The sequence below is a fragment of the Salmonella sp. SJTUF14076 genome (genome assembly GCF_015534835.1).
Classification (GTDB): domain Bacteria; phylum Pseudomonadota; class Gammaproteobacteria; order Enterobacterales; family Enterobacteriaceae; genus Salmonella; species Salmonella enterica.
On the sequence record NZ_CP064674.1, the window covers coordinates 4,464,709 to 4,476,845 of the forward strand.

The window sequence follows — 12,137 nt, forward strand, 5'->3', positions numbered from 1 at the left end:
ACATGGAAGGTTTTGAGTTATTTCCAAAAATTAAAGGCGCGATCAAATGGATGGCCGAGCACAGTGACTCGGTAATTCATTTTGGCTGGAATGTTGTTGCCGCCATCATTCTACTTTTCATCGGTAAGTTAATAGCTCGCTTACTATCGAGGGGGCTGGAAAAATTACTTCTCAGGCGGCAAGTGGATGCCACTATTGTCCACTTTTTCTCCGCGCTGGTTCGCTACATCACGATAGCTTTCACGGCAGTAGCCGCTCTTGGCCGTATCGGTATAGAAACCTCCTCAATTATTGCCGTTATCGGCGCGGCGGGTTTAGCCATTGGCCTGGCGTTGCAAGGGTCACTTTCCAACTTTGCCGCAGGCGTACTGCTTGTCTCCCTGCGTCCTTTCCGCGCCGGGGAAATTGTACAAATTGGCCTGGTTATCGGCACAGTAGAAAAGGTCCATATTTTCTCCACCACTCTGCTCACTGCGGATAGCAAAGAAGTTGTCATCCCGAATGGTAAAATTATTGCTGATAATATTATCAACTATTCACGACACCCCTATCGACGTATTGATCTGATTATTGGCGTGGATTACCAAAGCCGTATTGCTGACGTAAAAAGCGTGATACATCGTATTATTGAACAAGATCATCGCATTGATAAAACCCGCGATATTACGGTCCGCCTGGGCGAACTTGCGCCCTCTAGCCTGAATTTCTATGTTCGCGTATGGGTGCCCAACGCTCAGTACTGGAGTACTTACTACGATCTTCTGGAAAATATCAAGGAAGCAATGGATGAAAATGGCATCAATATTCCTTACCCCCGGATGGATGTCCGGGTTGAGAATGTAAAAAGCATCACGCCATAATGTTTCGTCAGCAATCGGATGGCGCTTCGTATATCAGTATCTACAGAATGACAGCATAACGTATTGATGAGGGAGCGAAGCGCAACCCGGCGCTTCGCTCACGAACTTGCCTTTATTACAGCAACTGCGCCAGACGGTTGATATCCGACTGAATCGCCCCGGCGGTCACATCGCGACCCGCGCCCGGCCCACGGATCACCAGCGGGTTATCGCGATACCAGCGGCTTTCAATAGCAAAGACATTATCGCACGGCAGCAGCGCCGCCAGCGGATGTTCCGGACGCACCGCTTCAACGCCGACGCGCGCTTTGCCATTGGCGTCGAAACGCGCCACGTAACGCAACACCAGCCCCAGTTCGCGGGCTGCCTCCAGACGCTGCACCATCTGTTCATTCAGCGCGTCGCCGTTTTCGAAAAAGTGATCGATAGACCCTTCTTCACAATGCGCCGGCACCAACGATTCTACACGCACCTGATCCGGCTCGATGTCGTATCCCGCCTCGCGCGCCAGAATCACCAGCTTACGCATGACATCTTTTCCGGAAAGATCGACGCGCGGATCGGGTTCGGTCAGCCCCTGCTGCCAGGCCTGATCCACCAGATCGGTGAACGGCACCGTACCGTCAAATTGCAGGAACAGCCAGGATAGCGTCCCGGAGAAGATCCCGCTGATCGAGAGAATCGTATCGCCGCTGTCAATCAGATCCCGCACCGTGTGGTTGATCGGCAATCCCGCACCCACGGTGGCGTTATACAGCCAGTAACGCCCGGTTTTTTCAAACGCGTCATGAATCTGGCGATACTTATCGCTGGCGCTTGCGCCCGCCAGTTTATTGGCGCTAATCACATGAAAACCGTGGCTGGCGAAATCAAGGTACTGATCGGCCAGTTGCTCGCTTGCTGTCACATCCAGCACCACTAAATCATCATACGGATGCGCACGCATCCACAGGAATAGCGACTCTTCGTCCTGCTCAACGGCTTCATCATCAAAGAATGCCAGCGCGCGGCTGGCGTCCAGCCCTTCATAATTCAACAGGCTACGGCGGCTATCCACCACGCCCGCCAGCACAAATTCAAAACCAGTACGCGCGGAAAGCGTGCTTTGTTCACGGGCAAACAGTTCCAGCCAACGGGAGCCGATGTTCCCCTTACCGAACAGCATCAGGCCAATGCGTTTTTCGGCGCGGAAAACCGACTGGTGCAGCCCCTGAATCAGGCTCTCAGTCGGGCCGGTACGCAGCACCGCCACCAGACTGATGCCCTCCTCCGACTGCCAGGTAAACTCCACTGGCTGACCTTTCAACTGCTGCCAGAAGCGATGGCAGTGTAGCGGATTGCGAGTGACGCCCGCACCGACCATCGCCACCAGCGCCAGCCCCTGCCGCAGGCGCAATTCGCCCGGCAGCCCGACATCGTCGAGGAGTTTCAGTACGCTATCCGCTACCTCGGCGGTATAGCAGAACTGTAATAACTGGCGATCGCGATGCACGCCCACCGCCAGCGGACGCGCCTGCGCCCGTTTTAAAATGTGGTCGAGCTCTTTATGCGCCAGCCTGAAATCCTGGCTGGCAGGCACCTGAAACTCAATCAGACAGATATCATCGTGACTGGTCACGATACGCGCGCCCGTCCCGGAAGCCAGCACTCGTTCAATTCGGGTTGACCCTTGATCCGGCGTGTAGCTACAGCGCAACTGCAAATCGATATCGCTGCCGGACACTGGCTGTAGCGTGCGGGCGTGCAGAACAGGCGCCGCCAGACGCGCCAGCTCGCTGGCTTCGTCCAGACGCAGCAACGGCAGCAGGCAGGCATCTTTCACTTTGCGCGGGTCGGCGCTATAAACGCCCGCGACATCGCTCCAGATGGTCACACGGGAAACGCCCGCCAACGCGCCGATTTGCGTGGCGGAATAGTCGGAACCGTTACGGCCTAACAGGACTGTTTCGCCGTCGTGATTGCGGCTGATAAACCCGGTCACGACCAGACGTTTGCCAGGATGCTGCGCCAGTAGCTGTTGCAATAAAGGATAAGATAGCCCTTCATCAACCTGCGGCTGTGCGGCGCGTTCGGCGCGTAAAAATGCGCGCGCGTCCAGCCAGGCGGCATCCAGACCCTGCTGATTCAGGACGGCGGACATCAATCTCGCCGACCAAATTTCGCCGTGTCCGACAATCTCAGCATAGACGGCATCCGTTACGCCGCCGTCGAGCAAGGCGGCAAGACGTTCCAGATCGCTAATAAAAGCGCTGGTTAAGTCATCTGCCGCGTCGGCGGGAAGCAGCCCGCTAATCAGATCGCACTGGTAGCGGCGTAACGTCTGTAATACCTGATGCGCAGAAAGGCGATCGGTCTGGCTTAACTTGAGCCAGCTAATCAACTGGTTGGTGGTACTGCCTGCGGCGGACACTACCATCATATCGTCAGGCTGCGAATACTCCGCCATAATGCCTGCGACACGCAGGTAACACTTCACATCCGCCAGACTACTGCCGCCAAATTTATGCAGTTGACGACCTTTCGCCCCTGCCTGCGCAATCACACTCATGTTTACCCCTTGTTTGCAGCCCGGAAGCCATTTTCCAGGTCGGCAATTAAATCTTCGCCATCTTCAATACCGGTGGAGATACGCAGTAGCGTTTCGGAGATCCCGGCGGCGGCACGCGCCTGCGGCGACATACCGGCATGCGTCATGGTGGCGGCGTGAGAGATCAAACTTTCCACTCCCCCTAAAGATTCCGCCAGCGTAAACAGCGACAGCCCGCCCAGAAAACGACGCAGCGTCTCCTCATCCCCATCCAGTTCAAAACTCAACATTGCGCCAAAGCCTTTTTGCTGGCGCGCGGCAATTTCATGCCCCTGATTTTCCGGCAGCGACGGGTGATACAGTTTTTTCACCAACGGCTGGGTTTGCAGATATTTCACAATCGCCTGCGCGTTGCGCTGCGCCAGCTCCATACGCGGCACCAGAGTTCGCAAACCGCGCAGCAGCAGATAGCTATCAAACGCCCCGCCGGTCACGCCAATGTTGTTCGCCCACCACGCCAGTTCAGTGACCATTTCCGGATCTTTTGCAATCACCACGCCGGCCACGACATCCGAATGACCGTTGAGATATTTCGTGCATGAATGCAACACCAGATCGGCACCCAACGCCAGCGGATTTTGCAGCGCCGGGCTTAAAAACGTGTTATCAACGACGCTCACTGCGCCCGCCTCGCGCGCCAGCCGACAGATTTTCGCAATATCCACCACGCGTAACAATGGATTACTTGGACTTTCTACCAGTACCAGCTTCGGTTTTTCTTCCAGCGCCGCCTGTAAGGCGCGTTCATCGCCCTGATCGACAAACCGCACACGATAACAGCCGCGTGTCGCCAGACTGTCAAACAGACGATAACTGCCGCCGTAGCAATCATGCGGCGCGACCAGCAGATCGCCCGGCTTGAGGAAAACGGTGGTGACCAGATGAATCGCCGACATGCCGGTATTCGTCAATACCGCGCCCGCGCCGCCTTCCAGTTCCGCTAATGCGCGCTGAACCACATCACGCGTGGGATTACCGCGGCGGGAATAATCATGCGCGCGCGGCTCATTGAAACCGGTAAAGTTATAGGTACTGGAGAGGTGGATTGGCGGCACAACGCAGCCGTATTGCTCGTCGTCGTTTAATCCGCTACGCACTGCGATAGTGGCCTGTTTACGCGTCATATGAAGATATTCCTGGCTGAGTCGGTGAAAGTCAGACCACAGATTAACCACTACCACAATAGACGTCAATACATCTGGACATCTAAACTTCTTTGCGTATAGATTGAGCAAACCGCAAATAGCCGTTAAAATTATATGCATTAGCGCACATCTGCGACCGCTAACTTCGTGTCAGGGCCGCGCCACTACGGTAAACTACGCGCGATTATGGTCCGGGCTCAGGTTCAGACCTCAATATTAATGACGAAGAGGATTAAGTATCTCATGGCTGAATGGAGCGGCGAATATATCAGCCCATACGCTGAGCACGGTAAGAAGAGTGAGCAAGTCAAAAAAATTACGGTTTCCATTCCTCTGAAGGTGTTAAAAATCCTCACCGATGAACGTACGCGTCGTCAGGTGAACAACCTGCGCCACGCCACCAACAGCGAGCTGTTGTGTGAAGCATTTCTGCACGCCTTTACCGGGCAACCCTTGCCGGATGATGCCGATCTGCGAAAAGAGCGCAGCGATGAAATCCCGGAAGCGGCAAAAGAGATCATGCGTGAGATGGGGATTGACCCGGAAACGTGGGAATACTGATAGCAAAGCATGCGGTCAGAACGCCTCTGGCCGCGCTTTTTTAACGATTCCCCCTGTACACGGCTATCTCCGACATTGTTCTAAACGTTCATCTTCCCGAATAGCCCTCGGTGGATAAATTTGTCAGACATGATAAGTTTCTCTTCGTTATTTTCCTGAAAAAAATTCCCGGCATGCCATAACCGATATAATTTTATTATATTTAAACTTCCAATCTTTATTTAAAGTTTCACGTAGCACAGCGTACATGAATAATAATACACCGCCATATATTTACTGAACAAATAGTATAACGATGAGTATTGTTAAAAAGACCATGGACACCTCATATTTGTGACCAACATCATTATTCCCCTTCGCGGATTGTTTTACTTTTTTAAATGTTTTTTCATCTCCGATAAATAAGAAGGTTAATATACATTCATTTTATCGATAATATCGAATGGGGAAATAAATATGTTATTTACAAGGAAAGTCTTACCTGTATTATGCTGCCTGTGTTTGAGCGGCAGCGTTTTGGCCTCAGGCGTTTTAGACCCAAACAGGCCAATGGTCGCATCAGCAGATGTCATTCCAGTACATGAAGGGCCATTAGGTATGGTCGATGTCGCCCCCTACGGCGGCGTTTTCCCATTAACAGCAATCATTAATAAAGCCAATCATAATGTACAGAACGTGAAGGTTACCGTTTTAGGGAAAGGGGAAAAAGGTATCCCGATCAGTTATGATGTCGGCCCGCAGGCTATAAATACCCATGACGGCATACCTGTATTTGGCTTGTATCCAGATTATGTCAATAAAGTTAAAGTTGACTGGACTGAAGAAGGTAAAAAACAAACTTATACGTGGTCCATTTACGCCGCACCGGTATCATTACCCTCTACTACCGGGCAAACTGCCGTTCTTCCTACGGTAGAACCGGTTAAAGTCGATAGCTCGCTTAAAAATCGCTTATATCTTTTTAACCATATAACGGGGATGCCAAGAGCCGGCCACATTATGCATGTCGCAGGCGGCGCGGCGAACTGGGATTATACCGGTATCAACTGGATTAGCGATACGAATGGCGATGTTCGCGGCTATATGAATATTGATAAATTCCGTAACCAGGATGATATAACGCGCTTTGGTTCCATGATGAGCTTCCATCAGGTTAACGATGGCAATCTTATTTTTGGCCAGGGTCAACGTTACTTTAAATATGATTTCTTAGGCCGCGTTATTTCTGATAAACGACTGCCAAAAGGATTTATTGATTTTTCGCACGCCATTACCGAAACGCCGAAAGGCACCTACCTGCTGCGTGTCGCAAAAGAAAATTATCCATTAAATGGTAAATACACCATCAATACTGTGCGTGATCATATTCTTGAAGTTGACCAGAACGGCGATACCGTCGATTACTGGGATCTGCCAAAAATCCTCGACCCCTATCGTGACGACGTTATTCTGGCGATGGATCAGGGGGCGGTATGTTTGAGCGTCGATGCCGAACATTCCGGTCAGGTCATGACCAAAGAGCAGCTTGCAAAACAACCCTTCGGCGATATCGCGGGCTCCGGCCCGGGCCGCAACTGGGCGCATGTTAACTCCGTCAGCTACGATCCTCGCGACGACAGCATTATCATTAGCTCGCGCCACCAGTCTGCCATCATCAAAATTGGCCGCGATAAAAAAGTGAAATGGATACTTTCCGATCCATCCGGCTGGAAAGGCGAACTGGCGAAAAAAGTGCTGAAACCCGTAGACAGCAACGGTAAACCGCTAACCTGCGAAGCGCACCACTGCGACGGTGGATTTGACTGGACATGGACACAACATACCGGTTGGTTAGTGCCATCCAAAAGCACCGGAGGTAAAACCGTCGTGACCGCCTTTGATAACGGCGATGCGCGCGGCATGGAACAACCGGCCATGCCGTCAATGAAATATTCCCGCGGCGTGGAATATCAGATTGACGAAAAAAATATGACGGTTTCCCAAATGTGGGAATATGGTAAAGAGCGCGGTTTTGACTGGTACAGCGCCATTACTTCCGTCACGGAATATCGCCCGGAAACCAAAACGATGTTCATGTACTCGGCCACAGCGGGAATGAGCGGTACAAAACCGATCGTTTCCGTTCTGGATGAAGTCAAAGACGGTACTCAGGATGTGATGCTGGAGCTAAAAGTACACAGTAACCGTGCCGGTATGCTGGGTTATCGGGCGCTGATTATCGATCCAGAGCAGATGTTTAAAAAATAAAGCGAGATAGTAAAAGTAAAACAGGCGGAAGCTAACTTCCGCCTGAATGGTTAAAACGTATTGTAGTTATGACATTCGCTTTATTACCCTCGAAGAGGAATGCAAAAATATCAATGAATTACCAATCCGGCACCGACCCGATAAGCGCAGCGTCATTAGACAAACGCCACAACATACCGCGCCTTTGCTGGTGATATGTCATGAAAAATCTCTTTATCGCCTGGATAAGTTTATTGCTATATGGCTGCACAACCTTTCCACAAGCCGTAAAACCTACGACAGGCGGACAGCCCTCCCCGACGGAAATCTATATCGTCAGTCATGGCTGGCACACGGGAATTATTGCGCCGGCCCATGATGTTAATACCGTTCTGCCACAGCTTAAAAAACGGTTCGCTCAGGAGACGCAGTGGTATGAAATCGGCTGGGGCGATAAGGGCTTTTATCAGTCACAAGAAATAACCACCGCGCTTACGCTCCAGGCCATGTTCTGGTCATCCGGCGCGGTTATGCACATCGTCGCCTTTTCCGGTCAACCAGAACGCTATTTCGTCGGTAGCGAGATAAAATCACTGCTCCTGCACACAAACCAGCGTAACAGTCTGATGCGCTATCTGGGCCGCAGCTTTGCGCGTGACGAAGGGGGTAATCTGATTCCGTTAAAACAAGGAATTTACGGCGATAGCCAGTTTTACGCCGCGAATGGCCGCTACGGCATACTCAATACCTGCAATAAATGGACAGCGAAGGGGCTGGAAAGCGCGGGACTGACTATAAATCCTTCGTTAAAACTCACGGCAGGAAGCGTAATGAAAGCGATTACGGATCACAGAATGTGTCTGAACAAATACTGTTATCCCTAGAAAACAAAAAAAGCGCCCTGCGGCGCTTTTTTTTCTGGCGGTAACTTATTTGCTGCCAGGGATGCTGAAGCGCTTGTTGAAGCGCTCAACACGACCACCGGTATCAACAACACGCTGCTTACCAGTGAAGAACGGGTGGCATTTGCCGCACACGTCCAGGTTCAGGTCGTGACCCACGGTAGAGTGGGTTTTGATAACATTACCGCAAGAACAGGTTGCAGTAATTTCTACGTAATTCGGGTGAATACCTTTTTTCATGGGGAACCTCAGTGTAAGGCCGCGTCGCTCTTCCAGCCCTAACGCCAGACACCACGCGAAGTTAATAGTAAAGGGTTTGATGCTCACAACACGCACCAAAGGCGGCGAATCATACAGAATTTGACCACCGTATGCAAACTGATCCGCGCTCCCTTATCGTAATGTGTATACTACCCGACGAAATTTCAAGTCAGGAAGATGCTATGTCCGTCGCGCACGTTGCCTTGCCCGTTCCGCTTCCCCGAACCTTTGATTACCTGCTGCCGGAAGGCGGGGTCGCCAAAGCCGGGTGCCGCGTGCGCGTGCCATTCGGCAAGCAGCAAGAGCGCGTGGGCATTGTCGTCTCGGTTAGCGACCACAGCGAATTGCCGCTCGATGAATTAAAATCGGTCATTGAAATCCTGGATAACGAGCCAATCTTTTCTCCCTCCATCTGGCGCTTACTCCTCTGGGCGGCGGATTACTACCACCATCCCCTCGGCGACGTTCTGTTTCACGCTCTGCCGGTTTTATTGCGTCAGGGAAAACCAGCCAGCAACGCGCCCCTATGGTATTGGTTCGCCACCGAAGAGGGGCAAGCCGTCGATATCAACAGCCTGAAACGCTCCGCCAAACAACAACAGGCGCTGGCGGCGCTACGGCAAGGAAAGATCTGGCGCTATCAGGTAGCCGAGCTTGATTTTACTGACGCCACGCTGCAAACGCTGCGGCGTAAGGGACTTTGTGAGCTTGCCAGTGAAACGCCCGCGTTTACCGACTGGCGGGAGCATTATGCCGTCGCAGGAGAGCGCCTGCGGCTGAATACCGAACAGGCGACAGCGGTCGGCGCAATTCACAGCGCGTCGGACGGTTTCTCCGCCTGGTTGCTGGCAGGCGTAACCGGTTCCGGCAAGACCGAGGTGTATCTGAGCGTGCTGGAAAACGTCCTCGCCCAGGGCAAACAGGCGCTGGTGATGGTGCCGGAAATCGGCCTGACGCCGCAAACGATCGCCCGTTTTCGCGAACGTTTTAACGCGCCGGTGGAAGTGCTGCATTCCGGGCTAAACGACAGCGAGCGTCTTTCGGCATGGCTGAAAGCGAAAAACGGCGAAGCGGCGATTGTCATCGGCACGCGCTCCTCGCTGTTTACGCCGTTTAAAAATCTTGGCGTGATTGTCATCGACGAAGAGCACGACAGCTCTTATAAACAGCAGGAAGGGTGGCGCTACCATGCCCGCGATTTGGCAGTGTATCGCGCCCATAGCGAGCAGATCTCGATTATTCTCGGCTCCGCCACCCCAGCCCTGGAAACGCTATGCAACGTGCGGCAGAAAAAATACCGGATGCTGCGTCTGACGCGGCGCGCAGGCAACGCCCGCCCAGCCCTACAGCATGTGCTGGATTTAAAAGGCCAGCGTCTTCAGGCGGGACTGGCGCCCGCCCTTATCGCCCGTATGCGCCAACATCTCCAGGCCGACAATCAGGTAATTTTATTTCTTAACCGCCGGGGATTCGCGCCCGCGCTGCTTTGCCACGACTGCGGCTGGATTGCAGAGTGCCCGCGTTGCGATCACTACTACACGCTGCACCAGGCGCAGCATCATTTACGCTGTCATCACTGCGACAGCCAGCGTCCGGTACCGCGTCAGTGCCCCTCCTGCGGCTCCACACATATGTTACCGGTTGGGTTAGGGACGGAACAGCTGGAGCAGGTGCTGGCGCCCTTCTTCCCCGGCGTGCCGATCTCACGAATCGACCGTGATACCACCAGTCGTAAAGGCGCGCTGGAGCAGCATCTGGCGGAAGTTCACCGCGGCGGAGCGCGCATTCTGATAGGCACACAAATGCTGGCGAAAGGCCATCACTTTCCGGACGTCACGCTGGTGGCGTTGCTGGACGTCGATGGCGCGCTTTTTTCCGCAGATTTTCGTTCGGCGGAACGCTTCGCCCAGCTCTACACTCAGGTTTCCGGCCGCGCCGGGCGCGCGGGCAAACAGGGCGAAGTGGTGCTCCAAACGCACCATCCTGAGCATCCCCTGCTGCAAACGTTACTGTATAAAGGCTATGATGCGTTTGCGGAGCAGGCGCTGGCGGAACGGCAAACGCTCCAGCTTCCGCCGTGGACCAGCCACGTCATTATTCGCGCAGAGGATCACAACAATCAGCAGGCGCCCGTCTTTCTCCAGCAGTTGCGTAATCTGATTCAGGCCAGCCCGCTATCAGACGATAAGCTGTGGATCTTAGGTCCGGTTCCGGCCCTCGCGCCAAAACGCGGCGGCCGCTATCGCTGGCAAATTTTACTTCAGCATCCTTCACGGATTCGCCTGCAACACATCATCAGCAGCACGCTGGCGTTGATCAATACGCTCCCGGAAGCGCGGAAAGTTAAATGGGTTCTTGACGTCGATCCGATTGAAGGATAGTCCTCACGATGCGAGGCGGATCGTAAAATTAAAGATCCATCACACTTTTTATGAAAATTCTGTAACCGCTTCCACGCACTATCTGATAAAAATGTTTTCGATGAGTGTTACCAGGGATAGATCTGCGCCAGCAGTTCCCAGGCGAGGAGAAAGAGTGAAATCGAACAAGCAGGTTACTGCCGCTACGATGAAGGATGTTGCGTTGAAGGCGAAAGTCTCTACGGCAACCGTATCCCGCGCGTTAATGAACCCCGATAAAGTCTCCCAGTCGACCCGTAGCCGGGTTGAACAGGCCGCGCTTGAAGTGGGTTATTTCCCGCAGTCGATGGGGCGAAATGTAAAACGCAATGAATCCCGTACGATTCTGGTGATTGTCCCGGATATTTGCGATCCCTTCTTCAGTGAAATTATCCGCGGTATCGAAGTGACCGCGGCAGAACAGGGGTATCTGGTGCTGATTGGCGATTGCGCCCATCAAAACCAGAAAGAAAAAACCTTTCTTAATCTCATCATCACCAAACAGATCGACGGCATGGTACTTCTCAGTTCCCGACTGCCCTTTGACGCCAGCGTTGAGGAGCAGCGCAATTTGCCTCCGATGGTGATGTCGAATGAGTTCGCGCCGGAGCTTGAACTACCGACGGTACATATTGATAACCTGACCGCCGCGTTCAACGCCATGAATTACCTGTTGGATTTGGGCCACAAGCGGATTGGTTGTATTGCGGGGCCGGAAGATATGCCGCTCTGTCACTATCGCTTACAAGGTTACGTACAGGCATTAAGACGCAGTGGCATTGTGGTCGATCCGCATTACATCGCCCGTGGCGACTTTACCTTTGAAGCCGGGGCAAACGCATTAAAGCAGTTGCTTGAGCAACCGTTGCCGCCTACCGCCGTCTTTTGTCATAGCGACGTAATGGCGCTGGGCGCCCTCTCCTGGGCCAAGCGCCAGGGTCTGAAAGTGCCTGACGATCTGTCGATTATCGGCTTTGACAATATCGCGCTAGCCGAGTTTTGCGACCCTCCGTTGACAACCGTGGCGCAGCCGCGTTTTGACATTGGTCGCGAGGCGATGCTGCTGTTGCTCGATCAGATGCAGGGGCAAAATGTGAGCAGCGGCTCGCGTTTAATGGATTGCGAGCTGATTATTCGCGGTTCTACGCGCGCTTTACCCTAAAGTAAATAGCTTTAAGACTCACTTGTCTGGTCAA

The 12,137-nt window shown here is 53.0% G+C and carries 9 protein-coding genes; 6 read left to right on the forward strand and 3 right to left on the reverse strand.

The genetic code is table 11. From position 1 onward, the window contains the following. The first annotated feature begins 2 nt into the window (after positions 1-2). A complete protein-coding gene (gene mscS, locus HU143_RS21405) occupies positions 3-860 on the forward strand; it encodes a small-conductance mechanosensitive channel MscS (protein ID WP_000398244.1) in 858 nt (285 codons plus the stop codon). A gap of 115 nt (positions 861-975) precedes the next feature. Here mscS and HU143_RS21410 read toward each other — a convergent pair whose 3' ends face one another. Further along, positions 976-3,408 (reverse strand): bifunctional aspartate kinase/homoserine dehydrogenase II, encoded by a 2,433-nt coding sequence (locus HU143_RS21410; RefSeq protein ID WP_000110805.1) that lies wholly within the window; start codon positions 3,406-3,408, stop codon positions 976-978. A gap of 2 nt (positions 3,409-3,410) precedes the next feature. Beyond that, on the reverse strand, positions 3,411-4,571 hold the full coding sequence (gene metB / locus HU143_RS21415) for a cystathionine gamma-synthase (RefSeq protein WP_000197213.1): 1,161 nt from the start codon (positions 4,569-4,571) through the stop codon (positions 3,411-3,413). Between the two features lie 264 nt (positions 4,572-4,835). Here metB and metJ point away from each other — a divergent pair, with 264 nt between their 5' ends. From metJ to HU143_RS21430, 3 genes are all read left to right on the forward strand, one after another. Beyond that, positions 4,836-5,153 (forward strand): met regulon transcriptional regulator MetJ, encoded by a 318-nt coding sequence (gene metJ, locus HU143_RS21420; protein ID WP_000852811.1) that lies wholly within the window; start codon positions 4,836-4,838, stop codon positions 5,151-5,153. 456 nt (positions 5,154-5,609) lie between these two features. Next, a complete protein-coding gene (locus tag HU143_RS21425) occupies positions 5,610-7,400 on the forward strand; it encodes an aryl-sulfate sulfotransferase (protein ID WP_000899644.1) in 1,791 nt (596 codons plus the stop codon). A 200-nt stretch (positions 7,401-7,600) separates the two neighbouring features. After that, entirely contained in the window at positions 7,601-8,263 is a 663-nt protein-coding gene (locus tag HU143_RS21430) for a TIGR02117 family protein (protein ID WP_000792788.1), read from the forward strand. Between the two features lie 45 nt (positions 8,264-8,308). Here HU143_RS21430 and rpmE read toward each other — a convergent pair whose 3' ends face one another. Then, positions 8,309-8,521 carry a 50S ribosomal protein L31 gene (gene rpmE / locus HU143_RS21435; RefSeq protein ID WP_000715284.1) on the reverse strand — a complete coding sequence of 71 codons (213 nt, stop codon included), beginning with the start codon at positions 8,519-8,521 and terminating at the stop codon, positions 8,309-8,311. Positions 8,522-8,724: 203 nt separating this feature from the next. Between rpmE and priA the strand changes: the two genes are divergently transcribed. Together priA and cytR are read left to right on the forward strand one after the other, a co-directional pair. Beyond that, on the forward strand, positions 8,725-10,923 hold the full coding sequence (priA, locus tag HU143_RS21440; protein WP_023227088.1) for a primosomal protein N': 2,199 nt from the start codon (positions 8,725-8,727) through the stop codon (positions 10,921-10,923). Between the two features lie 154 nt (positions 10,924-11,077). Continuing rightward, positions 11,078-12,103 (forward strand): DNA-binding transcriptional regulator CytR, encoded by a 1,026-nt coding sequence (cytR, locus tag HU143_RS21445; RefSeq protein ID WP_000841337.1) that lies wholly within the window; start codon positions 11,078-11,080, stop codon positions 12,101-12,103. The last annotated feature ends 34 nt before the right edge of the window (positions 12,104-12,137 follow it).

What these genes read in the sequence shown, in the direction of transcription:
- mscS (WP_000398244.1), top strand. Translation starts at nt 3, where the DNA reads ATGGAAGGTTTTGAGTTATTTCCAAAAATTAAAGGCGCGATCAAATGG.
- HU143_RS21410 (WP_000110805.1), bottom strand. Translation starts at nt 3,408, where the DNA reads ATGAGTGTGATTGCGCAGGCAGGGGCGAAAGGTCGTCAACTGCATAAA.
- metB (WP_000197213.1), bottom strand. Translation starts at nt 4,571, where the DNA reads ATGACGCGTAAACAGGCCACTATCGCAGTGCGTAGCGGATTAAACGAC.
- metJ (WP_000852811.1), top strand. Translation starts at nt 4,836, where the DNA reads ATGGCTGAATGGAGCGGCGAATATATCAGCCCATACGCTGAGCACGGT.
- HU143_RS21425 (WP_000899644.1), top strand. Translation starts at nt 5,610, where the DNA reads ATGTTATTTACAAGGAAAGTCTTACCTGTATTATGCTGCCTGTGTTTG.
- HU143_RS21430 (WP_000792788.1), top strand. Translation starts at nt 7,601, where the DNA reads ATGAAAAATCTCTTTATCGCCTGGATAAGTTTATTGCTATATGGCTGC.
- rpmE (WP_000715284.1), bottom strand. Translation starts at nt 8,521, where the DNA reads ATGAAAAAAGGTATTCACCCGAATTACGTAGAAATTACTGCAACCTGT.
- priA (WP_023227088.1), top strand. Translation starts at nt 8,725, where the DNA reads ATGTCCGTCGCGCACGTTGCCTTGCCCGTTCCGCTTCCCCGAACCTTT.